The sequence below is a fragment of the Shewanella sp. SP2S2-6 genome (assembly GCF_031931965.1).
GTDB lineage: Bacteria > Pseudomonadota > Gammaproteobacteria > Enterobacterales > Shewanellaceae > Shewanella > Shewanella baltica.
In genome coordinates, this window is sequence record NZ_JAUOEQ010000001.1 from 277,409 (window position 1) to 300,734 (window position 23,326).

Sequence of the window (23,326 nt, forward strand, 5' to 3'; positions counted from 1 at the left end):
CTTTTTTTACCTCCCAGAACCCCTGCAAATTTGATAAACTCAACGGGTATAAGTCATCTTTTAACACCAATGAATGAAATCTATGAAAGCAGATCCTAATGTATCCTTAGTGTACAGCACCGACAAAGGCCGTATTAATGCAGAGCCCCTCACTAAAGCGATTCCTGAATCCGACGGTATAGTCAGGATCCATAGAGACAGTAAGGGCCGCAAAGGCAAAGGCGTTTCGATTATCTCAGGCCTAGGTCTCGATGAAACCGCGTTAAAAGCAATGGCTCAAACCCTTAAAAAACAATGTGGTTGTGGTGGCACGGTTAAAGATTTCACTATTGAGGTCCAAACCGATAACCGCGAGCAATTAAAGCTATTGCTTGAGAAGCAGAACTACAAAGTTAAATTAGCTGGCGGTTAATCTCGCCCGACTTAGCAATATAGCAGCATGCTAGATCAACTTAGCCACATCGAACGGAGTAGTTTAATGGAGAGTTTGCAGAACCATTTCTTAATTGCCATGCCTTCACTGCACGATACGTTTTTTGAACGCTCAGTCATCTATATCTGTGAACATGATGCCAAAGGCGCCATGGGACTGGTGATCAATAAACCGCTCGGTATCGAAGTTAATTCGCTATTAGAACAAATGGATTTGCCAGCTGAGCAAGTCTCCACCGATTTAGCGTTCAATGCCAATGTCATGATGGGCGGACCCGTTTCCCAAGATCGTGGCTTTGTACTGCATACCTCTCAGCCCTATTGGGCCAACAGCACAGATCTGGGTTGTGGTTTAATGCTAACTACCTCACGCGATGTGTTAACCGCGATAGGAAGCAACAGATCGCCAGAGAAATTCCTCGTCGCCTTAGGATATGCTGGATGGAGCAAAGATCAGCTCGAACAAGAGCTTGCCGATAATTCTTGGCTAACGATTCCAGCAACCAATGCACTCTTATTTGACATTAAACACGAAGACCGTTGGCCACAGGCCAGCCGAGCTCTTGGATTTGATGCTTGGCAGGTTTCAGCTCAAGCGGGTCACGCTTAAGCCTATTTCTTAATATAAGTCAGCACACTATGAATTCGAAAACCGTATTAGGCTTTGATTTTGGCACTAAAAGTATTGGTGTGGCTATAGGCCAAGAAATCACCGCTAGCGCCACGCCATTATTGTCAATTAAAGCCGTCGATGGGATACCCAACTGGGATCAAATAGGCGATTTAATCAAAGAGTGGCAACCCGACCTAGTGGTTGTTGGTCTGCCCTTAAACATGGATGGCACTGAGCAAGATATGACCCACAGGGCGCGTAAATTTGCGAACCGTATCAATGCTAAGTTCAAAGTCAAAATCGCCACTCAAGATGAGCGATTAACCACTACCGATGCTAAGGCAAGATTATTCGAGTTAGGCGGATTCAAGGCGCTCACCAAAGGCCAAGTCGATGCTGTGTCTGCCGTACTGATTATTGAAAGCTACTTCGAAAATAACTTCGGCAAGTAATGCCACAATAAATAAAACCACAGAAAAAAGAAAAGGATAAGTTGCCTTATCCTTTTCAGTTTGATGTTTAACCCGATAAATTATCGCATCAAAAATGTGGCTTCACTAAGTTGGCCATCATAGTAATGTGCGCATCATCATCGTTTAGTGCAGCAATGTAACGGAACTTCTCACCACCCGCCTCGGCAAAGAGATGACCATTCTCACCAACAATTTCTTCCAGCGTTTCTAAACAATCGGCGCTAAAAGCGGGGCAAACGATAGCAATATCGCGCACGCCTTGTTGCGGCAACGCTTTCAAAGTCGCATCAGTATAAGGTTGTAGCCATTTAGCTTTACCAAAACGCGATTGGAATGTCATCACAAACTCATCTTTACCTAACCCAAGCTTTTCAGTAACTAGTCGAGTCGTTTTCATGCAGAAGCAATAATACGGATCGCCTAAATGCAAATTACGCTCAGGCATACCATGGTAAGACAACACCAATTTTTGCGGTTTACCATTTGCTTTAAAATCAGTCGAGATCGAATTGGCTAACGCATTAATAAAATCAGCATTATCATGATAAGTATTAATAAAATGCAACGATGGAATATAGCGCCATTTAGACAACTCAGCCGCAATAGCATCAAAAGCAGAACCCGTAGTTGGCGCCGCATATTGAGGATACAGGGGTAACACCACGATTTTATCAATGCCATTTTGATGCATAGTTTGCAATGTACTGGCGACCGATGGACTACCATAACGCATTGCTAAATGGACAGAAGCATCATGGTTATCGGCGTTAAGTTTATCCGCTAACTTCGCCGTTTGACGCAAACTAATGTCCATTAACGGTGAGCCGGCCGCTGTCCATACCTTCTGGTATAACGCCGCCGATTTTGCTGGGCGTACCCGCAAAATGATCCCGTGTAAAATCATCATCCACACTAATTTAGGGATTTCGACTACGCGAGGATCTGCTAAGAACTCAGCTAGATAACGCCTAACAGCCGATGCTGTGGGTGCATCTGGCGTACCTAAATTTAATAACAGCACGCCCACTTTGCCGCGTTGTCCGTGTCCAACTTCTTTGGATAAGCCTGAAAATTTAGCCAAAACAGCCTCTTAATTAATAAATACTTATAAGATTAAAGTACAGATTCTATTGCTTGCTTAAGCTCTTCGCTATCTGGCTTCACTTTAGAATTGAACTGTTGCACAACCGCGCCATCGCCACTAACGACATACTTGTAGAAATTCCACTTAGGCGCACCGGTTTTCTCGGCTAAGTATTTAAATACGCTATTGGCGTCACTGCCACGCACAGCTGAAGTCGACAACATAGTGAAAGTGACACCGTAATTGATGTAACACACCTTAGCCGTGTCTTTCTCATCATTTTCTTCTTGGAAAAAATCATCCGATGGGAAACCAATAACCACTAAGCCTTTGTCTTTATAGTTTTCATGCAATGCTTCGAGCGCTTTAAACTGCGGGGTGTAACCACAGTTACTCGCAGTGTTAACAATCAACACTGGCTTTCCCTGAGTCAATTCACACAGATTAACTGTCTCTTCAGAATGTAATTTTCGTACTTCAAGGTTCAAATACTCAGGACAAGTGGCAGCCATAGCGCCAACACTCATCAAGCTCGCTGTCATAGCGAATATCATAGGTAATTTTTTCATTGCTTTCTCCTTTACCGGTACATTACGTAAACGTACTAGGTAAAGATCATATTGAATTAAAAAATAAAAGCTATGGTTAACGACCGCATAGCGATGAAGTAAAACCGATTGAGCTGAACGAAAATCTAACGACACCAACAAAAAGCAGCTCATAAAGAGCTGCTTAACCTAGAACCTGACTCTCGCGTTAGTCCATGTCTAAGGTGACACCTTCCATAAATCCTGAGCCAGTGGATTCTTTATTCTGCAACTTAATCATCAAACGTAAATCATTCGGTGAATCAGCATGGTGCAGCGCATCGGCGTAACTAATCTCGCCATCGACATAAAGTTTGAGCAAGGCTTGATCGAACGTCTGCATGCCCTGCTCATTCGATTTGGCCATGGTTTCCTTGAGCAAATGCAGCTCATTCTTCGCAATTAAACTCGCCACCCTTGGGGTGTTAATCAATACTTCAATCGCGGCGCGGCGCCCAGTGCCATCGACTTTTGGGATTAATTGCTGCGCCACAATACCGCGCAAATTCAATGACAAATCGAACAATAACTGCTGATGTTTACTCTCAGGCACGAGGTGCATAATGCGGTCTAATGCTTGGTTGGCGTTGTTGGCATGCAAGGTTGCCATACAGAGGTGGCCTGTTTCCGCAAACGACAGGGCGAACTCCATCGTCTCTTGGGTACGAATTTCACCAATCAAGATCACATCGGGTGCTTGGCGAAGGGAGCTTTTTAGCGCCGCATCGAAAGACTCAGTATCTATGCCCACTTCACGCTGAGTGATAATGCTTTTTCTGTGGTCGTGAACAAATTCGACTGGATCTTCAATCGTGAGAATATGACCACGAGCATGACCATTACGATATCCCACCAAGGCCGCCAGAGATGTTGACTTACCCGTACCCGTTCCGCCTACCATAATGATGAGGCCACGTTTACTCATCACCAGATCTTTCAGAATAGGTGGCAGTTTTAAATCATCGACGTCAGGGATTTTAGTTTCGATACGGCGCATCACGCAGCCTGACGATTCACGCTGCCAGAAGGCGCTTACCCGAAAGCGACCTAAATCCTTTGCCGCAAAAGCGAAGTTACATTCACGACTCGAATGAAACTCTTGTTTCTGCGCTTCGGTCATTAAGGATTCAACAAAATCCAGTGATTGTGCCGGAGTAAAGGCACTTTCGGCCAAGGGACGCAACTCACCGTCAATCTTGGCACTCGGCGGAAAACCCGCTGTGATAAACAAGTCGGAGGCTTTGCGCTCAACGATCACTTTTAAAAACGGAAGAACATCCATCATAAATCCTTAAAATGTCGCTTGTTTATTCGAACTCTTCGCCATTGCATCTTCACGGGTGATAAGACCGCGATTGACTAAGTTCTGTAAACATTGCTCTAAGGTCTGCATTCCGTGGGCCATACCGGTTTGAATCGCCGAATACATCTGCGCCACTTTGTCTTCACGAATAAGGTTACGAATAGCGGGAGTACCCATCATGATTTCATGGGCGGCGACACGGCCTCCGCCTACCTTTTTAATCAGGGTTTGCGAAATAACCGCTTGCAGCGATTCCGACAACATAGTGCGCACCATGTCTTTTTCACCGGCGGGGAATACGTCGACCACACGATCAATGGTTTTCGCGGCAGAGGTGGTATGCAAGGTACCAAACACTAAGTGGCCTGTTTCTGCAGCGGTCATCGCCAAACGAATGGTTTCAAGGTCACGCATCTCACCGACTAAAATCACGTCCGGATCCTCACGTAGTGCGCTTCTAAGCGCCGCATTAAAGCTGTGGGTATGGCGGTGAACTTCACGCTGGTTAATCAAACATTGCTTATTTTGGTGTACGAATTCGATAGGATCTTCAATGGTTAAGATGTGATCGTGTCGATTTTCGTTAACGTAATCCACCATAGCGGCAAGTGTGGTACTCTTACCCGAACCTGTTGGCCCAGTCACTAGGACTAATCCCCGAGGGAAACTGGCGATTTTTTTAAAAATCTCCGGCGCACCTAATTGCTCAAGTGACAAGATGTCGCTAGGAATAGTACGAAATACGGCCGCAGCACCACGGGATTGATTGAATGCGTTAACACGAAAGCGTGCAAGATTAGGGACTTCGAACGAGAAATCGATTTCTAAATGTTCTTCGTAGTCCTTGCGCTGCTTATCATTCATTATGTCGTACACTAGGCTGTGTACGCCTTGATGATCGAGCGCGGGCAGGTTAATTTTTCTCACTTCACCGTCGACACGGATCATGGGAGATATCCCTGCAGAAAGGTGTAGATCCGAGGCTTTGTGTTTTACACTAAATGCTAATAACTCAGTGATTTCCATCGTTTGGGATATCCTTGCAACTAGATAATTACATCATGACAACAATAGCAGACAGACTCGCAATCGCCCAGCGCAGGATCGCACAAGCGGCGCAAAAATGTGCCCGCCAACCTAGCAGTATTCGCTTACTTGCCGTCAGCAAGACCAAACCTATTGAAGACATTATAGCAGCCTATCAAGCGGGTCAGCGTTGCTTTGGCGAAAACTATGTCCAAGAAGGTGCGGAGAAAATTATCGCACTCAAGGGGGATTTTCCGGACATTGAATGGCACTTTATCGGGCCACTCCAATCCAACAAAACCAGCATAGTCGCCCAGCATTTCGATTGGATGCACACTGTCTCGCGCGACAAAATTGCCCAACGTCTCAATGACCAACGTCCAGCTGAATTAGCGCCATTAAACATCTGCATTCAAATTAATATCAGTGCTGAAGACACAAAATCTGGCATAGATGCGGCGCAAATGCTGCCACTGGCAGAGCTTATCGCTCAGTTACCTAATCTTGCACTGAGAGGCCTAATGGCAATCCCAACGGCTACTGCAGATACTGAGTTACAGCTTAAAGAGTTTTCTATGTTAAACAATCTATTTCAAGAACTTAAATCACATTACCCCAATGTAGACACGCTTTCCATGGGGATGAGTAATGACCTAGATGCAGCGATTAGCTGCGGTTCAACTATGGTGCGTATTGGCAGTGCCATTTTTGGTGAGCGCAATTACGCTGCGTAAACTCACTCGAGGCATGAAGTTCGAGGTCAGTGTACGAGCTTGACCTTGTTTTTAGCGCTTTATGCCCAAATACTGTATTTAAGTTCACGACATTTAAGATCAATTAGCGAGAGCCGACTAATCTGGCTCTGACATTCAAATGACTAACCGTTTTATCATCTTGATTTAAGGTGAGTCTGTTACAAATTAACGGTTAACACACTGAAGAGAATCAAATGGATCAACAGAAAATCTGCTTTATCGGTGCCGGCAACATGACGCGCAGCATCATCAGTGGCCTAGTTCATAGCGGCTATCCTGCTCAACTCATCCAAGCGACCAATCCTAGCCAAGGTAAACTCGACGCACTAAAAGCCGATTTAGGGATTTTGGTTTCTCAAGACAATTTAGCCGCAGCGCAAGCTGCCGATGTCATAGTGCTGTCGGTAAAACCGCAATTGATGCAGCAAGTGTGTGAAGCATTACAAACTGTCGACATGTCGCAAAAGTTAGTCATCACTATTGCTGCAGGCATTAAAGCAAAACGTTATACCGATTATCTGGCGCAGGATATTAAACTTATTCGCGCCATGCCCAATACACCGATGCAGATTAGTGTGGGGATGACAGGCCTCTATGCGCCTCAGGCTATTTCTACCGAGCAAAAAGCCATTTGCGATCGTTTGATGTCCAGCGGCGGCGAAATTGTGTGGGTTAATGAAGAGTCAGAATTAGATCAAGTGATTGCACTATCGGGCAGTTCACCGGCTTATTTCTTTTTGCTAATGGAGTCTATGATAGATGCAGGCAAAGAAATGGGAATGGATGAAGACAAAGCCAGAACTTTAGTGCAGCAAGCCGCGCTCGGCGCTGCTATGATGGCAAAGCAAAATCCACAACTGACCTTAGGTAATCTAAGGGAGAATGTCACCTCAAAGGGCGGTACCACCGCACAGGCGCTGGCGACATTTGAAGCTGCGGATATGCGTGCTTTAGTAAAAAAAGCCATGGAAAACTGCATTAAACGTGCAGAAGAAATGGCTAAGACATTTTAATTTCCACTAACGCGTTTTTATATCGGACTTTAATAGGTAGAAATCTCGATGAATGCATTTACCTTTTTAATCACCACACTATTCGACTTATATTTGATGGTGGTGATTTTGCGGATTTGGCTGCAACTGGCAAGGGCGGATTTTTACAATCCTTTTAGCCAATTTATTGTCAAAGCGACTCACCCGCTCATCGCGCCAATGCGCCGTATTCTGCCTTCCTTAGGACGGTTTGATACCGCATCATTCGTCCTCGCGTTGCTGGTCGTGATGGTCAAAGTGCTGCTGATCAGCCTTATCGCGGGCGGTGGCATAGACATAATGCTGTTTCTAATGTTTGCCGTTGTGTCTGTGGTCAAGAAAGCGGGGGTCTTGCTGTTTTGGATGCTATTGATACGCGCAATATTGAGCTGGTTTAACCAAGGCTATAACCCAATAGTGATGGTCATGGGCCAGTTAACTGAACCCGTATTAGCGCCAATCCGCCGTATAATACCGCCAATTGGTGGCTTAGATTTATCGGTAATGTTGGTGATTATTGGTATGAATTTCCTCAATATGTTACTTGCCCAATATATCCCTTATTGGGCTGTGATCTAATGAGTGCAGTGACTTTGCAGCAAGGTGACTTGCTGCTTAATCTCTACATTCAGCCTAAGGCCAGCCGAGATCAAATTGTAGGACTGCACGGCGATGAGCTAAAAGTAGCCATCACTGCGCCGCCTATTGATGGAAAGGCCAATGCCCATTTAAGCAAGTACTTAGCAAAGACCTTTAAAGTGCCAAAGAGCGACATTCATATAATGAAAGGTGAACTTGGCCGACATAAGCAAATCCGCGTGATTGACCCAAAGATCATCCCAAGCATCATTACTGAGCTGATGGGACAAACTAGCTGAGCTAATGCTGTTAAAAGGCTAAAAACCAACAAACTTCTTTGAATGCGGTTAATTTATCGATAAACAGATAGACATAAACAATAGTCACAGCGACCTATACTCAAACATTCCCTAATATGAGGTATCCCATCATGTTCCGTAATATTCTGGCTGTATTAGCCCTCACCGCTAGCCTTTGTGGTGTTGCAAACGCAGAGCAAAAAGAAACTGTCGGCAATTTTGACATTCATTACATGGCACTTGGCAGTACATTTTTAACGCCTAGCATAGCCAAATCCTATGGCATTCAGCGCAGTAGCTATACAGGCATTATCAACATTGCGGTGTTAGATGTCAGCGAAGCGAATAAACCCGCAGTACCCGTTGAAATTACCGGTGTCGCCAACAACTTATTAGATGCTCGAATCAACTTAACCTTCAAAGAGATCCGTGAAGGTGATGCGATTTATTATATTGCCGAAGTCCCTTACCGCGATGATCAGGAGATCAACTTCAATATCGCGATCAAGCATGGCAATCAATTAAATACCAACTTGCAGTTCAAGCAAAAATTCTACGTTGAATAAGCCAAGCTGAGATTACCGCAAGACATCAGTAACTTTGGGACGGTACAAGTCTGTACCGTCCCGCCCTTTTCCTGTCCTTTAGCTCGCAGCTTGGGTATCATTGCCGCAGTATAAGTCGCCCCAATGATATAGGTGTTCCATGCAACAAATCGTCCTCGCCAGTGGCAACAAAGGCAAACTCGCCGAATTCGATCAAATGCTCGCCAGCTACGGTGTCACTGTACTGCCGCAGAGCCAATTTAATGTCAGCGAAGTGGCCGAAACGGGCACCACTTTTGTCGAAAATGCCATTATCAAAGCCAGGCACGCTGCCGAAATCACCGGACTTGCCGCCATTGCCGATGATTCAGGTTTAGAAGTGGATTTACTCCAAGGCGCTCCCGGCATTTATTCAGCGCGTTACGCGGGCGAAAATGCCAAAGATCAAGACAACGTATTGAAACTACTTGAGACATTAAAAGACCAGCCAGCACCTCGCAGTGCGCGATTCCAATGCGTACTGGTGTATATGCGCCACGCCAAAGATCCAACCCCAATTATTTGCCAAGCCGCATGGGAAGGCCAAATCGACTTTAACCAACGTGGCGACAATGGCCATGGTTACGATCCGATTTTTATCCCTGAAAATTATCAATGTAGCGCGGCACAGCTCAGCAGCAACGAGAAAAATGCCTTAAGCCATCGTGGTAAAGCCCTAGTGCAACTCATCGCCGCCATGCAAGCCCAAGGCGTGTTAACTGGCGGGAATGCACAATAATGTCGTCAACTGCCGTGACTACTGCGATGAAGCTCGAACTGCCGCCACTCAGTCTGTATATCCATATTCCTTGGTGCGTACAAAAGTGTCCTTATTGTGACTTTAATTCCCATGGTCAAAATGGTGAGCTGCCACAGGAAGCCTATGTTGATGCGCTATTGGAAGACTTACGCCAAGATTTACATCTCGTCCAAGGGCGGCAGATCCATACCATCTTTATCGGTGGCGGCACACCATCCTTATTCGATGCTTTGCAAATCAAACGCATACTCGATGGTGCCAATGCGCTAATCCCCTTTAGTGACAATATCGAAATCACCATGGAAGCCAACCCAGGCACCTTAGAACACGATGATTTTAGTGCCTATCGCGCAGCCGGTGTCACTCGTTTATCTATCGGTGTGCAGAGTTTTTCTAAGGATAAGCTCAACTTACTTGGACGTATTCACGATCAAAACGAGGCACAAGTCGCCGCTCAAAAAGCCAGCCAAGCGGGATACTTGAGTTTTAACCTCGATTTAATGCATGGATTACCCAACCAAAGTTTTGCTGAAGCGATGGCCGATATCGACACGGCAGCGGCGCTGAATCCGCCCCACCTGTCTTGGTATCAGTTAACAATTGAGCCCAACACCCTATTCCACTCAAAACCGCCGCAGTTGCCCGATGACGAAGCGCTCTGGCATATCTATGAGCAAGGTCAACAAAAGCTGGCCGCATTAGGGTATGAGCAATACGAAATATCCGCTTATGCGAAACCCGGTTACCAATGTAAGCACAATCTCAACTACTGGCAGTTTGGTGATTATCTAGGCATAGGCTGTGGCGCCCACGGTAAAGTGACGCTGCCAGAAGAAAACCGCATTATACGCACGGTAAAAATTAAACATCCCAAGGGATATCTGAGTGCCAGCAACTACACCTTCGAATCGATTGATGTGGCAGAGGAAGATCGCGCGCTTGAATATTTAATGAATCGCCTGCGCCTGATGACACCTATCCCTAAGCAAGAATTTGAACTGCGTACCGGACAGCACAGAGACACATTGACCGAAGGAATGGAAAAGGCCAAACAACGCGGTTTACTCACAGAATCCGCTGAACATTGGCAATTAACCAGTAAAGGTCACATGTTTGTTAATGATTTACTGACACAATTCTGCTAACACTGCCGTTAAAATAGCTATATAAATAATGTGTTAGTGGTCAATAGTGCAGTTTAATACTATTACTGCTAACACATTTTCTAACATTAATATCCATACATTCTTGTCCAGCTTCTTTAGAATTGATGCAACTCAATCCAGGAAGCTTGATCATGCCAATAAAAACTAAAATCAGCTTAGTCGCACTAACCCTTTCAGCCCTGCTGACCATTCCCGCATATGCAGCATCAAGCTCGCCAGCCTTACACAGTGCAAGCGAACCTATGAATGCAGTGGTGCAAACCGAGTCAGACAAAGCCAATGCGTTGTTCGAAACCATCTTCATGGAAAACATCATGGCGAGCCCTATTTCGCAAACCTATATGGGGATCAAGCAAGACTATGATAAATGGGATGAACTGGGTGATGCCGCCGATGATAAAGCCCTAGCACGCACGAAAAAACAACTGGCGCAGGTCAATCTGATTGATGCGGCCAAACTCGATCCACAAACAAACCTCAGCCTCACCTTACTCAAACAAAATCTGCAAAATGACATCGAAGATGACCAATGGCGCTACCATAATTACCCTGTGAATCAGATGTATGGCGGCCACTCTATGATAGCCTCCTTCTTAATTAACCAACATCAAATCACAGATGTTAGCGATGCCAAGGCCTATATCAGCCGCTTAAATGGCGTGCCCAAACGTTTAAGTCAATTACAGACAGTGTTAGAAGTCCGCGCAGACAAAGGCATTATTGCGCCTAAGTTTGTATTCGCCTATGTGATTTCAGACAGCCAAAACATCATCAAAGGTGCGCCTTTTGATAAAGGTGACGACAGCGCGTTACTCGCAGATTTTCGCCGTAAAGTGAACGCATTAGCGATTCAAGAAACAGAGAAACAAGCGTTAATAAAGCAAGCTGAGCAAGCACTAGTGACTCAAGTCGAGCCCGCCTACAACAAGCTCATTGATTATATAAAAACGTTAGCGACCAAAGCTGACGACCGTGATGGAGCGTGGAAACTCCCTAATGGCGCCGCCTTCTACAACAATGCCTTAGCTCGTACTACTACGACAAACATGACCGCCGATCAAATCCATGACTTAGGGCTTTCTGAAGTGGAACGTATCCACAACGAAATGCGCGCCATCATGAAGAAGGTCAATTTTAAAGGCGATTTACAGCAATTCTTTAGCTTCATGCGTGACGATCCCCAGTTCTACTACCCCAATACCGCCGAAGGTAAAGCCGCTTATTTAGCAGAGGCGACTAAGCTCATCGACAATATGAAGTCGCGCTTGGATGAAGTGTTCAAAGTAAAACCTAAGGCCGCGATGATAGTGAAACAGGTTGAAGCCTTTAGAGAAAAATCTGCGGGCAAAGCCTTCTATGAGCAACCGGCACCGGATGGTTCGCGTCCAGGTAGCTACTATGCAAACCTATATGACATGAAAGCCATGCCGAAATACCAAATGGAGGCACTGGCCTATCACGAAGGTATTCCGGGTCATCACATGCAGATCGCCATTTCCCAAGAACTGCAAAATATTCCTAAATTCCGCAAGTTTGGTGGTTATACCGCGTATATCGAGGGTTGGGGTTTATATAGCGAATCTTTCCCGAAAGAAATGGGACTCTATGCCGATCCTTACTCTGACTTTGGTCGTCTAGCAATGGAGCTATGGCGAGCCTGTCGCTTAGTCGTAGATACTGGTATCCACGCTAAAAAGTGGACCCGCGAGCAAGGAATTGCCTATTACGTAGATAATACGCCCAATGCTAAATCGGATGCGGTGAAAATGGTTGAACGTCATATCGTTATGCCATCGCAAGCGACAGCCTATAAAGTAGGTATGATTAAACTACTAGAGCTAAGACATAAAGCAGAGCAACAGCTTGGCAGTCAATTTGATATCCGCGACTTCCATACGCTAGTACTTGCTAACGGCGCATTGCCACTGGACGTGTTAGAGCAACAAGTCGATCTCTGGATAGCCAGCAAGAAAAAGGCCTAATGCACTAATGCTTTAATGCTTTAATGCTTTAATGCTTTAATGCTTTAATGCTTTAATACCTAAGTGCTTAGTAGTGAAGCACGGTTAACTTGCTTCACTACTAAAGCGACATAGGTGAATGCCTTAGCTACCCCCAATAAAAAAGCCACTCGAAAGTGGCTTTTTTATTGGTACCATTATCCCGTTAGATAACAGAACCCTTCTCACTGTGGGTCACTATATTTGTTGTATTAATTTATGCTTTAGCACTCGCCTTCACATCACTTAACACACAGTTGCGACTTTAGGGTACAGGGAGACAAAACTTGTGCCTAAAGCTGTAAACCATCAATAAAAAAATTACCTCAGCGATAAGGCTGAGGTAAACCAAAAACTAGGATGATGGTTTAAAGAGCCAACATTGTTTTAGTTCTCAAACTTCTGTTGGCTGTGATCCAAAACTGCATAAATGCCGACCTGTACACAAAAATTGAAAGGGGTCATTTCCAATAAACGTATAGGACTCAGGTCATTCCGAATCAACTGCCACCATTGTATTCAATTAAGAACAGAGTTCAAGGATGTTATAAAAAACAGCTTTAGAACACCCTAAAAAATCATTCGCAAATGTACCCACCAATTCAACCTAAAGCATTGATTTTAAATAGTCACAAAAGTGCCTAGTTAATTTAAAATCACATATAACTGGTTTTGAGAACAATGTTTCCTATTTTACTGACGTTTACTGAATAATTCGACATAGGGCGCATCCCAATACGGCGGCGTTCCTATGTGATCTTTGATGAATTCGATAAAAGAACTGACCTTAGGTGCTAAGTGCTTACGACGGGGATAAACCGCCTGCAATGGCAGATGGTGGGTCAATTGCCAATCCTTCAGTAAAGGCACTAATGTCCCCTTGGCAATTTCATCTTCCATCAGATAACTTGCAAGATACACAACCCCAAGACCACTGATTGCGGCGGATTTTAATGCGGGTGCGTTATCCACCCTGAAATTGCCCGATACGCCAATTTCACAGTAATCATCACCCTTCTTAAATTGCCACATGCTGTGCTCGTGCCACTCGCCTTGATAGACCAAACAATTGTGGTCAACTAACTGCTCAGGTCGAGTTGGTTCGCCATGTTGAGCAATGTAGCCTGGAGAAGCAACTAACAGGAATTGGCACTTCATCAGAGGTCTAGCAACCATGCCAAGCGGTAATTGCTCCGACATAGTTAACAGTAAGTCTAAGCCTTCACTCACTACATCTACTTTATGGTCCAGTAAGCTCACTTGTAGCTCAAGCTCAGGATGTTTTGCCATAAAGGATGGCAGCGCAGGAATGATATGCATCACCCCAAAGGACTGGGAAATCCCCACCTTAAGCACGCCGCGGGTCGCATCATTTAAGTTATGCACGCTGGCTATCGCTTGTTCAGCGTCACGCAGCAATTCTTCACCTTGCAGATACAGCAAATGCCCTGCTTCAGTCAGGCTTAAGCTGCGGGTGGTACGTTGGATTAATTGAACACCAAGTCTATGTTCAAGATCGGCGACTTGTGTACTGACCTTAGACTTAGAAATCCCAAGCCTTCTTGCGGCGGCACTAAAACTACCAGCTCTGGCCACATGAGTAAAAATCGCAATAGGTTCTAACAGTTCTAACATGGAAGTCGCCTTAAGCTGTTTACGACAATGATATTAACTTTCGGTGAATAGCAGTGGTTAGCGTAATCATCGCTTAAAAATAACCATAGCATTGATATCTCGCATTAAAGTGATATAACGCAGAGATTTAGACCGAAAAAGTCCACTAAAGTAGGGTGTTATATCTGACTGATATGCCAGCTTTTAATTATATTTTAAGAGTATACCAAATATTCGTCTCTAGACTGTAACATTCCGAACTAAATCGCTGCAAGCCAAGCCTACAAGCCACATCGACTTTATCCTCATAGCTTTCGCCACTAAGAATTAGCCAATAAAAAAGCCCCTAGGCGATAAATTGACTAGGGGCGTAGCATTCAAATTTGACTCATGCACAAGGAGATAGAAGTTATTGCAGTTAAAACCAAGGGCTATTCACAAAAACTATTAGTAAGGACGATTAACAAGAACTATTCACGCAGCTCCTTGGTTGAGTTTTGTGTCAACGCATAAGGCGCGAGTTCTGGTACCTCTTGGCGTAATTGATTTTCAAGCACTAACAGATTTTCAAATCGGTCGCACAAACGGTCAGCTTTAGCTTCCAGTCCCTTAGATTGACTCTCAATTTGTTGCTCAATATCTTGGCCTAAGTTGTCCATTTTTTTGGAGAAGGCATCCATCTTGGCTTCAAAACTATCACCGTCACCCGACATGATTTGGCCACCTATGGTCATCATAATGGTGCCCACTGAGTTCTGAACAATTTGCTCCATTTCCTGCTCGAATTCGTCGTTAAAGGTGTTCTGAATCGAGTCCTCCGTCGCGCCGAGATAGAAGCTATCGCCATGACGGTAGGCAACTGAATCAACACGCTTTTGGACGCCTGCCATCATTTCATCGAATTTAGCACCGGCCGCATCGCCCATTAAAGGGGTTAACGCCATGCTCACCGCTTGCGAAGCTAATGCGACGGCCTCGTTCACGACTTCAATCACTTCAGGCACTTGCGTCGACACTTCATCGGCGTATTGAGTCACTAGCTTTTTTTGCTTATCGGTTAAGTTTACTTGTTTGCCTTCAACAAATAACTTATCGACTTCGATGCGATACTTTTCGGTGCCCTTCTCGCTCATGACTAATTTTTTAGGCTCAACCATAACGTCATAATTTAAAGAGACTTCACAACGTTCATCGACTTTAGGCTCTGTTTGCGCTTGCGCCAACTGTAGGCCAGATGTCCCTAAAATCACGCCGGATAAGGCAAATCCAGTTAATAGCTTATTTAATTTCATGTTGTTCGTCCTTTAATCTGAATAATTCGATAAACCTAAACTACTGAATAGCTTATAGCAGGAGACGTGCCAACTTTATAACAATATGATTATGTTGGATTTAGGAAAGTTAGCACTAAAAGGTCATTAGCGAAATTCGCTAACTTTTAGTCTGATAGTGCTAATAAAAACGTGAAGTAAAACTAGAAAATGGAACGACCAAGGCGTTGGCTTAAATGCTCAAGCATGGCAGTGCCAGCAAGCGAATTGCCATTGCCATCGAGTTCTGGCGACCAAACACAAATCGACAGTTCCCCAGGAATAACGGCAATGATGCCACCACCGACACCACTTTTACCAGGCATACCGACACGATAGGCAAACTCGCCCGCTCCATCGTATAGGCCCGAAGTCGCCAACAGGGCATTAAGCTGCCGAGTTTGCACCTGAGAGATAAGCTCAGTCCCAATTATGCTTTTGCCGCGATTAGCCAAGTACAACATGGCTTTAGACAAGTCAGCGCAATTCATCTTTAAGGCGCAGTAATGAAAATAGGTGCGTAGCACAGTATCAACATCGCCTTGAAAATTACCAAAGGACTTCATCAAATAAGCAATCGCCGCATTGCGCGCACTATGCTGATATTCTGAGTCGGCCACTTGTTTGTCGAAACTGACTTTATCGTTTTGGCTTAGTTGCCTAACTAACTCGAGCATTCTGTGTTTAGGTGCACCTAAACGACTCTGCAATAAGTCAGCAATCACTAACGCGCCAGCATTGATAAATGGGTTGCGCGGCTTGCCACGTTCTAACTCGACTTGTACTAAAGAGTTGAATGAATGGCCCGAAGGTTCTTTGCCAACTCGGCTCCAAATTTCGGCTTCTTCATATAAAGTTAACGCTAAGGTTAAGCTGAAAACTTTGGAGATACTTTGAATCGAAAACGGCTCAAGGTAATCGCCCGCACCTAAGGTTTCACCATCAACGGTTGTGACGGCAATGCCTAATTTGCCAGCATCAACGCTGGCCAGTGCGGGGATGTAATCTGCAACCTTTCCTTGGCCGAGCAAGGGTCGAACTTTCTCGACCACTTCCTCAAGTAATGCCAACTCGGGCATTAACCCCACCAAATGTCGTACAGTTCGCTAACTTCAACCTGAGACACTTTTTGATTCGCCCAGAATGCCTTAACTGCTGCAATATCTTCTTCGGTACATTTGCCGATCGTTTGGGTTGCGATAATGCCTTCCCATTCGATGTGACCGCCGCCATGGAAACCTAACTTACGGGTTTCGATCACTTCATCGATAAATTTATCAACAGTTGCATCGATATCGGCTTCTGATACTGATGCATCAAAAGTCCAAGCCATATCAAAACCTAACTCTTGGAATTCATCAACGCGCATTTTCTTACGTAAACGACGGCTACGATTAGTTGCCATAGTGACTTTCCCCGTTGTGTTAAAAAACTAATTAATCAATTGAAATATCTAGATTAAGCAATACGCTCAAACATCAGATCCCATACACCGTGACCCAATCTATGGCCGCGGGCTTCAAACTTTGTCAGTGGGCGATGATCAGGACGTGGCACCACAGTGCCGTCACTCGACTGGTTTTGATAACCAGGAGCCGCCTGCATCACTTCCAACATGTGCTCACTGTATTCTTCCCAATCGGTTGCCATATGGAACACGCCGCCAATTTTTAGCTTGCGGCGGATCAGTTCAGCAAATTCAGCTTGTACGATACGACGCTTATGATGACGTTTCTTATGCCAAGGATCGGGGAAAAACAATTGCACTCGGGCTAATGAACCGTCGGCAATCGCATGTTCTAATACTTCCATGGCATCATGGTGATACACACGTAAATTAGTCACACCCGCGATGGCGGCATCGCTTAAGCAAGAACCGACACCCGGTTTATGCACTTCAATACCAATAAAATTTTGCTCTGGTGCGTCTTTAGCCATTTGCACTAAAGAGGCGCCCATGCCAAAGCCAATTTCCAGCACAGTATCGGCTTCACGGCCAAAAACGTCGCTCAGAACCAATGGCGTTGGGCTGTAATCTAACCCCATTGTTGGCCACTGGCTTTCAATAGCTTGGGCTTGGCCTTTAGTTAAGCGACCTTCTCTTAGGACAAAGCTTCTGATCTTACGCAGATACTTGCCTTCTTCATTAAATTCAGCGGTAGTGACTTCGCTCATTTTTGCCTCGTCTAGTGGACAGCACCATCATAAAAGAAGGGCATTATCCAAAGTTCAACATACAGTGCAAGCACTAATGGGGCGAAAGTATACCAAGATTATTTGAGAGTGCGAATTTAGCAGTGATTTTCGGCTTTTTAGCCCTTATCCACTTGTCTTTGAGCTTGTCTAAGAAGATAACTGCCGCTACACTGCGCCGATGAAATCTACAGCCTCCTTCGCTACACGTATCGTCTCTTGGTACGACAATCACGGTCGTAAAACCCTCCCTTGGCAGCAAGATAAAACCCCATATAGCGTATGGGTTTCTGAAATCATGCTGCAACAAACTCAGGTTGCGACTGTAATTCCCTATTACCTTAAATTTATGGCGCGTTTCCCCAATGTGTTAGCACTTGCTAACGCGCCAGATGATGAGGTGTTGCATCATTGGACCGGCCTTGGGTATTACGCTAGGGCGCGTAATTTGCATAAAGCAGCCAAGATGATCCGCGACAATTATCAGGGATTATTTCCAACGGATTTTGAGCAAGTACTTGCGCTGCCTGGCATTGGTCGCTCAACAGCAGGCGCGGTATTGTCACTGTCACTTGGGCAACATCACCCGATCCTCGACGGTAACGTCAAACGCGTGTTAGCAAGACACGGCGCTATCGCCGGTTGGCCGGGGCAAAAAACGGTCGAAGCGCAGCTTTGGCAGCTAACTGACACGTATACGCCGCAGCAAGATATTCAGAAATATAATCAAGCCATGATGGATATCGGCGCCAGTATTTGCACTCGTAGTAAACCTAACTGCGCCGCTTGCCCAGTGGCGATTGATTGCAAAGCTCAGCTGATTGGCAGACAAACCGATTTCCCCGGCAAAAAACCTAAAAAAGCCATACCGACCAAAGCGGCGTGGATGTTAGTGCTAATGCAAGACAACCAAGTGTTTTTAGCTAAACGTCCGCCAGCGGGAATTTGGGGCGGACTTTGGTGTTTCCCTGAGTTTGCCACCCAAGCCGCACTTGAAACCCACCTCGAAGAGCAAGGGTTTGCTGCGCAGCCACTCGAATGGCTAACTGGCTTTAGGCACACGTTTAGCCACTTTCATTTAGATATTCAGCCCATGATGCTTAATTTAGATAACACCCACGGCAATAAAGAGAGCGTGGGCGCTGTCATGGAACAAAACCAGTCTCTCTGGTATAACATAAGTCATCCTTCCAAAGTGGGACTCGCCGCCGCCACCGAGCGCGTGCTAGCCAATTTGGGATCACTCGTTCAATCCGCAGTCAGTAAGGAATAATCATGGCGCGTACAGTCAATTGCGTATATTTAAATAAAGAAGCCGACGGCCTAGACTTTCAACTGTATCCAGGTGATTTAGGTAAGCGCATTTTTGATAACATCAGCAAAGAAGCTTGGGGCCTATGGCAAAAAAAGCAAACCATGCTGATTAACGAAAAGAAACTCAACATGATGAATGTTGATGATCGTAAGTTTCTTGAAGAACAAATGACCTCTTTCCTCTTTGAAGGTAAAGAAGTAGAAATTGAAGGTTTTGTGCCTGAAAAAGACCAAGATTAATTCTTGTCGTTCACTTAACGATAAAGCCCACAAAAAAGCGCCTTTCGGCGCTTTTTGTTTATTCATCTCGTGAAGAATAACTGAGCGTTACTTACGCACGCCTTCAACCACAAGATCTAACTCAACATGGCTTGATGCTGGGCCTAAATCCATTTTGATACCGAAATCTTTCATCGCAAACGTGGTTGTGCCCGTAAAACCTGCACGGTAGCCACCCCAAGGATCTTGACCTTCGCCCACTGCATGGGCATTGATCGCTAATGGCTTAGTGACACCATTTAAGGTTAAGTTGCCGTTAATCACTAAGTCGCCATTACCTTTATCTTCAACTGTGGTTGAGGTAAACGTCGCTTGCGCAAACTTACTCGTGTTTAGGAAATCGGCGCTACGAATATGCTTGTCACGCTCGGCGTGGTTTGAATCCACACTAAGCGTATTTACTTTCACATTCACTTTAGCCGCAGTGGGTTTAGCCGCGTCATAGCTAAAGTCACCGCTAAAATCATTAAAGCGACCAACGACATAGCTATAACCTAAGTGACTCACTTTGAAAGTAATAGAGGCATGTGCTCCTTCACGGTCAATGACATAGTCCGCCGCTGAAGCCGCCATCGGAGCCAATAGATATGCACCAATCAGTGCGCTTAACAGTTGCTTTTTCATTGTATTATCCTCGATTAAATTTAATCATTTTGAGTAAAGTTGCGTCTTTATCGATAAAGTGATGCTTTAACGCACCTGCAGCGTGGATTACCACGAGTGCGATTAAGCTATAAGCTGCGTATTGGTGGATATCGCCTGCTATATCAGCTTGGTTTTCAAAAAAAGGTCCAAATCCTGGTAGTTCAAACCAGTCAAACACCATAATTCCACGGCCTTCTGCCGTTGAAATAAGAATGCCGGCACACATGATCACCAGCAGCAATACATAAATAGCTAAATGCGCAATATGAGCAGCCTGCCTCTCCCAAGGCTTATGATTCGCCTCTGGTACGGGCTTAGGATTCACTAAGCGCCACAACAAGCGGAATAACGTCACTGCCAAGAGTAAAATCCCGACGCTCTTATGTAGATGTGGCGCTGTCTTGTACCATGCGCTGTAGTAGGTTAACTCCACCATCCACACACCTACCGCAAACAACCCAATGACGACGATCGCACTCAGCCAATGAGTCACAATTGCGGTTATCCCATAAGCCAACTTACTATTTCGAAACATACTGCGACTCCGTATTCGCGTTTTCTTCATGCCATCCATGAAATAATATTCATTATCATAAGTCTAATTTTAAAAACTAAAATCAGTAAAAATCGCTCATATCTTTCTAAATTTTAGAAAGTAAGCCGAAAATTAGGATTTATGAGCACAAATCTATAGTAAACATCAGCATCCCCCTGACTTGAAAAATACAGTCAACGAATGAAATTGACCTGAATTCACAGAATAAGAGATAAAAAACAGCCAAGATGCACATTAAACCGCCGAACGAGTTATTAATTGGGAAAAAGCACTTGCAGAGGTGAAACTCACTAGCTAATATAGCCGCACTTCGAACGAGACGGTTCAGCTAGCTAGTTCAAAGTAGTTAACTAACACTTAGTTAGTTGCCCGAATAGCTCAGTCGGTAGAGCAGAGGATTGAAAATCCTCGTGTCCCTGGTTCGATTCCGGGTTCGGGCACCATTATTTTGCAGTAAAAGTTTAGCCGGCATAGCTCAGTTGGTAGAGCAACTGACTTGTAATCAGTAGGTCCCGAGTTCGACTCTTGGTGCCGGCACCATATAAACAACGAAGCCACTCAATGAGTGGCTTTTTTGTATTTGAAATTTGAAGTGCTAAGTGAAACTGACTTACTCTCGATAATTCCAGTAGGTTTTGAGATAGACTTTTGGCCCTTCAACTCATGCCTGTTCAACATCATAATTGCAGACAAACTTATCTACCGAAATCTGCTGTCGATAAAAGTACCTAACACTCACTAAACTTCGCCATTAGACGATATCCCTCCCCCTTCGCATACATAAAATGCCTTAAGCGTTAATTTTCTTTCTTAAAACACAGATTAAACGAGCACTGAAGTTAACCTTATCAATCCAAAGGAAGCACTAACGTCACTAAAATGCTGAAACTTTCAGCGACTCAATATGAGAAAAGTGGAAGAATCAAATAAATGTTCGATTTTTGTTTAATAGTTAATCAGTCATTTAAAAAGGGCTTGCACAGCCAAAGCGAGCACTATATTATACGCGCACTTCGAACGAACAAGGTCTTTAAGACTTAGTTTGAAGTAGTTAACTAACGCTTAGTTAGTTGCCCGAATAGCTCAGTCGGTAGAGCAGAGGATTGAAAATCCTCGTGTCCCTGGTTCGATTCCGGGTTCGGGCACCACAATTTAGCCGGCATAGCTCAGTTGGTAGAGCAACTGACTTGTAATCAGTAGGTCCCGAGTTCGACTCTTGGTGCCGGCACCATATAAACAACGAAGCCACTCAAACGAGTGGTTTTTTTGTATCTGTTTTTTGTATCTGAAATTTGAAGTGTTCAGTGCAAAGCACCACTGACTCACGTCAACACCAGCAGCTTGCGTTTTGCTTGGCCTAAAAGAACTCACTAGCGACCCGCGCCTTACTCAAGTACTCGATAAATTGCATAAACAGAACATCAATACTCACACAATAAAAAAGCCACTCATTGAGTGACTTTAGGCTCTTATACAAACTATCAGATCAAGCAGCTCGCACTTATTTGATTAGCTCGAGTGGCATAGGCCTATCACCGGCTTGAACTTGATGTTGAACATGGCGCCACCCTTGAGTGAGTTCACTAAGATGTGCTTTTCTCTCGGGGAATTGTGTAGAAAGTTTTTCAATTACATCGATTTGCTTCTTACACAATAATGACCAACGATCTGCATTTGATAAGTACATGGCGTTTTCCTTAACTGAGGGGTTACTTTTCCTTCGCCAGTTAAGTCTAGGCGGGAATGATTTTATTGCCAATTCAAAATTGCGTGTTAGCGCACTGTTAAAACAAGTCGCTCAGGAGTATCTTTGTCCTATAAACATAAAATAGGGGGCGTTATGACAGCCGATATTTTCAAACTCATTTTTGTCGCTATTGGTATTTTTCTCGTTTACAAACTCATATTTGGTGGCAAGAAAGGCCTAACTATTTTTGAAATGCATTTTAAAGATGGCCGCATGACTCAGCATAAAGGCAAAATCCCAGAGCGCTTCGAGCGGGAATGCCGCCACATTGCTAAAGCTGAAAAACTGACCTGTACTGTTAGGGCTGAAAAATCAGGAGATGTACGCTTACATATTTCTGCCAACGTGAGTGACAATGTGAAGCAAAGGATCCGTAATGTGTTTCCGTTTGAATATTATGACAAAAAATCGATAGATAACAGTCGTCAAGCAGGCTAGCCCTTCGCCCTTTTCCCTAGCAACCTCAATACTTAACCCACAATGCTTGTTGAAGGTTAAGTATTGAGGTTGCAGCGAGTCCCTAACCCACTCTTCTTATTTAAACTTAACCGGGTACCTAGGTTTTAAAAAATCGGATTCTAAACGACCATCTGCCCTCGCATCTCGAATACGGCGTTCATTATCTTGCACCATAGGATCGCTGGCAGGTTGATGAGGGTCAGCTTTTGTCTCAGCTTGTTCCTCAAACACAACGTCAAAGGATGAACAAGCCGTTAACGACAAACTCAACAAGGCACACCATAGAACTAAGTGTTTTTTAATCATTTATCTATACCAACTTAAACTCGGAATAATTAAAATAATAAACAATGAGTTACACCAACATGACTCTTATATTTATCACTTTATGTCGCTAGCAAAAAATGCCTAGCTGCCACTTTGGTTTGAGTTAGATACTTTAGTGCAGACAAAAGGTGATTATTAGCCAAGCTATACTGTTTAAGCCAACTTAAGCCTTAATCAACAGAGTGAATCC

Annotated in this window: 27 protein-coding genes and 4 tRNA genes; 18 read left to right on the top strand and 13 right to left on the bottom strand. The window is 44.6% G+C overall.

The features are described from left to right. Nucleotides 1-82 precede the first annotated feature (82 nt). From yciH to ruvX, 3 genes are all read left to right on the top strand, one after another. Nucleotides 83-412, top strand: coding sequence for a stress response translation initiation inhibitor YciH (gene yciH / locus Q4Q57_RS01160; protein ID WP_037391075.1), 330 nt, complete (start codon nucleotides 83-85; stop codon nucleotides 410-412). A 66-nt stretch (nucleotides 413-478) separates the two neighbouring features. Then, entirely contained in the window at nucleotides 479-1,042 is a 564-nt protein-coding gene (locus Q4Q57_RS01165) for a YqgE/AlgH family protein (RefSeq protein WP_006082512.1), read from the top strand. Nucleotides 1,043-1,071: 29 nt separating this feature from the next. Next, nucleotides 1,072-1,497, top strand: coding sequence for a Holliday junction resolvase RuvX (gene ruvX / locus Q4Q57_RS01170; protein WP_220592405.1), 426 nt, complete (start codon nucleotides 1,072-1,074; stop codon nucleotides 1,495-1,497). An 88-nt stretch (nucleotides 1,498-1,585) separates the two neighbouring features. Here ruvX and hemH read toward each other — a convergent pair whose 3' ends face one another. The 4 genes from hemH to Q4Q57_RS01190 all read right to left on the bottom strand — a co-directional run bounded on the left by hemH (nucleotide 1,586) and on the right by Q4Q57_RS01190 (nucleotide 5,518). Next, entirely contained in the window at nucleotides 1,586-2,599 is a 1,014-nt protein-coding gene (gene hemH / locus Q4Q57_RS01175; protein WP_311889335.1) for a ferrochelatase, read from the bottom strand. A gap of 32 nt (nucleotides 2,600-2,631) precedes the next feature. Further along, nucleotides 2,632-3,171 (bottom strand): glutathione peroxidase, encoded by a 540-nt coding sequence (locus tag Q4Q57_RS01180; RefSeq protein ID WP_037392614.1) that lies wholly within the window; start codon nucleotides 3,169-3,171, stop codon nucleotides 2,632-2,634. A 187-nt stretch (nucleotides 3,172-3,358) separates the two neighbouring features. Next, nucleotides 3,359-4,471, bottom strand: coding sequence for a PilT/PilU family type 4a pilus ATPase (locus Q4Q57_RS01185; protein ID WP_006082516.1), 1,113 nt, complete (start codon nucleotides 4,469-4,471; stop codon nucleotides 3,359-3,361). Between the two features lie 9 nt (nucleotides 4,472-4,480). Continuing rightward, nucleotides 4,481-5,518 (bottom strand): type IV pilus twitching motility protein PilT, encoded by a 1,038-nt coding sequence (locus tag Q4Q57_RS01190; RefSeq protein WP_006082517.1) that lies wholly within the window; start codon nucleotides 5,516-5,518, stop codon nucleotides 4,481-4,483. 35 nt (nucleotides 5,519-5,553) lie between these two features. On the opposite strand from Q4Q57_RS01190, the gene Q4Q57_RS01195 reads away from it, so the two are divergent. The 8 genes from Q4Q57_RS01195 to Q4Q57_RS01230 all read left to right on the top strand — a co-directional run bounded on the left by Q4Q57_RS01195 (nucleotide 5,554) and on the right by Q4Q57_RS01230 (nucleotide 12,674). Next, nucleotides 5,554-6,252, top strand: a complete 699-nt coding sequence (locus Q4Q57_RS01195) for a YggS family pyridoxal phosphate-dependent enzyme (protein ID WP_012197408.1) — start codon at nucleotides 5,554-5,556, stop codon at nucleotides 6,250-6,252. Nucleotides 6,253-6,467: 215 nt separating this feature from the next. Then, the gene (proC, locus tag Q4Q57_RS01200) at nucleotides 6,468-7,286 is read left to right on the top strand and encodes a pyrroline-5-carboxylate reductase (RefSeq protein WP_311889336.1); all 819 of its coding nucleotides are present in this window, start codon (nucleotides 6,468-6,470) and stop codon (nucleotides 7,284-7,286) included. A gap of 48 nt (nucleotides 7,287-7,334) precedes the next feature. Next, nucleotides 7,335-7,883, top strand: coding sequence for a YggT family protein (locus Q4Q57_RS01205; protein WP_300479858.1), 549 nt, complete (start codon nucleotides 7,335-7,337; stop codon nucleotides 7,881-7,883). Continuing rightward, nucleotides 7,883-8,182 (top strand): DUF167 family protein YggU, encoded by a 300-nt coding sequence (yggU, locus tag Q4Q57_RS01210; protein WP_006082521.1) that lies wholly within the window; start codon nucleotides 7,883-7,885, stop codon nucleotides 8,180-8,182. The genes Q4Q57_RS01205 and yggU overlap by 1 nt, the downstream gene beginning before the upstream one ends. Nucleotides 8,183-8,313: 131 nt before the next feature. Next, entirely contained in the window at nucleotides 8,314-8,748 is a 435-nt protein-coding gene (locus Q4Q57_RS01215; protein WP_259510777.1) for a DUF4426 domain-containing protein, read from the top strand. Between the two features lie 139 nt (nucleotides 8,749-8,887). Beyond that, entirely contained in the window at nucleotides 8,888-9,505 is a 618-nt protein-coding gene (gene rdgB / locus Q4Q57_RS01220; RefSeq protein ID WP_012587166.1) for an RdgB/HAM1 family non-canonical purine NTP pyrophosphatase, read from the top strand. Next, nucleotides 9,505-10,671: a radical SAM family heme chaperone HemW gene (gene hemW / locus Q4Q57_RS01225; RefSeq protein WP_115334186.1), complete on the top strand. Its 1,167-nt coding sequence runs from the start codon at nucleotides 9,505-9,507 to the stop codon at nucleotides 10,669-10,671. The genes rdgB and hemW overlap by 1 nt, the downstream gene beginning before the upstream one ends. A 152-nt stretch (nucleotides 10,672-10,823) precedes the next feature. Further along, complete coding sequence (locus tag Q4Q57_RS01230; RefSeq protein WP_311889338.1) at nucleotides 10,824-12,674, top strand: DUF885 domain-containing protein; 1,851 nt, start codon at nucleotides 10,824-10,826, stop codon at nucleotides 12,672-12,674. Between the two features lie 711 nt (nucleotides 12,675-13,385). On the opposite strand, the gene Q4Q57_RS01235 is transcribed toward Q4Q57_RS01230, so the two are convergent. From Q4Q57_RS01235 to trmB, 5 genes are all read right to left on the bottom strand, one after another. Then, nucleotides 13,386-14,327, bottom strand: a complete 942-nt coding sequence (locus tag Q4Q57_RS01235; RefSeq protein WP_006082526.1) for a LysR family transcriptional regulator — start codon at nucleotides 14,325-14,327, stop codon at nucleotides 13,386-13,388. Nucleotides 14,328-14,776: 449 nt separating this feature from the next. After that, on the bottom strand, nucleotides 14,777-15,598 hold the full coding sequence (locus tag Q4Q57_RS01240) for a YggN family protein (RefSeq protein ID WP_259540874.1): 822 nt from the start codon (nucleotides 15,596-15,598) through the stop codon (nucleotides 14,777-14,779). Nucleotides 15,599-15,780: 182 nt separating this feature from the next. Beyond that, nucleotides 15,781-16,695: a glutaminase B gene (gene glsB / locus Q4Q57_RS01245; protein ID WP_311889341.1), complete on the bottom strand. Its 915-nt coding sequence runs from the start codon at nucleotides 16,693-16,695 to the stop codon at nucleotides 15,781-15,783. Further along, complete coding sequence (locus tag Q4Q57_RS01250) at nucleotides 16,695-17,021, bottom strand: YggL family protein (RefSeq protein ID WP_006082529.1); 327 nt, start codon at nucleotides 17,019-17,021, stop codon at nucleotides 16,695-16,697. Before Q4Q57_RS01250 ends, glsB begins: the two co-directional genes overlap by 1 nt. Before the next feature lie 53 nt (nucleotides 17,022-17,074). Next, nucleotides 17,075-17,791: a tRNA (guanosine(46)-N7)-methyltransferase TrmB gene (gene trmB, locus Q4Q57_RS01255; RefSeq protein ID WP_011847376.1), complete on the bottom strand. Its 717-nt coding sequence runs from the start codon at nucleotides 17,789-17,791 to the stop codon at nucleotides 17,075-17,077. Between the two features lie 199 nt (nucleotides 17,792-17,990). On the opposite strand from trmB, the gene mutY reads away from it, so the two are divergent. Together mutY and Q4Q57_RS01265 are read left to right on the top strand one after the other, a co-directional pair. Next, the gene (gene mutY, locus Q4Q57_RS01260) at nucleotides 17,991-19,082 is read left to right on the top strand and encodes an A/G-specific adenine glycosylase (protein WP_259213162.1); all 1,092 of its coding nucleotides are present in this window, start codon (nucleotides 17,991-17,993) and stop codon (nucleotides 19,080-19,082) included. A 2-nt stretch (nucleotides 19,083-19,084) separates the two neighbouring features. After that, nucleotides 19,085-19,363: an oxidative damage protection protein gene (locus Q4Q57_RS01265; protein WP_006082532.1), complete on the top strand. Its 279-nt coding sequence runs from the start codon at nucleotides 19,085-19,087 to the stop codon at nucleotides 19,361-19,363. Nucleotides 19,364-19,450: 87 nt separating this feature from the next. Here the strand turns inward: Q4Q57_RS01265 and Q4Q57_RS01270 are convergent, their stop codons facing one another. After that, nucleotides 19,451-20,026, bottom strand: coding sequence for a YceI family protein (locus tag Q4Q57_RS01270; protein WP_106649922.1), 576 nt, complete (start codon nucleotides 20,024-20,026; stop codon nucleotides 19,451-19,453). Between the two features lie 4 nt (nucleotides 20,027-20,030). Then, nucleotides 20,031-20,582: a cytochrome b gene (locus Q4Q57_RS01275; protein WP_259503825.1), complete on the bottom strand. Its 552-nt coding sequence runs from the start codon at nucleotides 20,580-20,582 to the stop codon at nucleotides 20,031-20,033. Between the two features lie 388 nt (nucleotides 20,583-20,970). On the opposite strand from Q4Q57_RS01275, the gene Q4Q57_RS01280 reads away from it, so the two are divergent. The 4 genes from Q4Q57_RS01280 to Q4Q57_RS01295 all read left to right on the top strand — a co-directional run bounded on the left by Q4Q57_RS01280 (nucleotide 20,971) and on the right by Q4Q57_RS01295 (nucleotide 21,834). Continuing rightward, nucleotides 20,971-21,046, top strand: a tRNA-Phe gene (locus Q4Q57_RS01280). A gap of 21 nt (nucleotides 21,047-21,067) precedes the next feature. After that, nucleotides 21,068-21,143, top strand: a tRNA-Thr gene (locus Q4Q57_RS01285). Between the two features lie 532 nt (nucleotides 21,144-21,675). Next, nucleotides 21,676-21,751: transfer RNA gene (locus tag Q4Q57_RS01290), tRNA-Phe, on the top strand. Nucleotides 21,752-21,758: 7 nt separating this feature from the next. Beyond that, a tRNA-Thr gene (locus tag Q4Q57_RS01295) sits at nucleotides 21,759-21,834 on the top strand. 270 nt (nucleotides 21,835-22,104) lie between these two features. Here the strand turns inward: Q4Q57_RS01295 and Q4Q57_RS01300 are convergent. Beyond that, nucleotides 22,105-22,290, bottom strand: coding sequence for a hypothetical protein (locus tag Q4Q57_RS01300; RefSeq protein WP_106649920.1), 186 nt, complete (start codon nucleotides 22,288-22,290; stop codon nucleotides 22,105-22,107). Between the two features lie 153 nt (nucleotides 22,291-22,443). Between Q4Q57_RS01300 and Q4Q57_RS01305 the strand changes: the two genes are divergently transcribed. Then, entirely contained in the window at nucleotides 22,444-22,788 is a 345-nt protein-coding gene (locus Q4Q57_RS01305; RefSeq protein WP_220777163.1) for a DUF3634 family protein, read from the top strand. 96 nt (nucleotides 22,789-22,884) lie between these two features. On the opposite strand, the gene Q4Q57_RS01310 is transcribed toward Q4Q57_RS01305, so the two are convergent. After that, nucleotides 22,885-23,115 (bottom strand): hypothetical protein, encoded by a 231-nt coding sequence (locus Q4Q57_RS01310; RefSeq protein WP_106649918.1) that lies wholly within the window; start codon nucleotides 23,113-23,115, stop codon nucleotides 22,885-22,887. Nucleotides 23,116-23,326 lie beyond the last annotated feature (211 nt).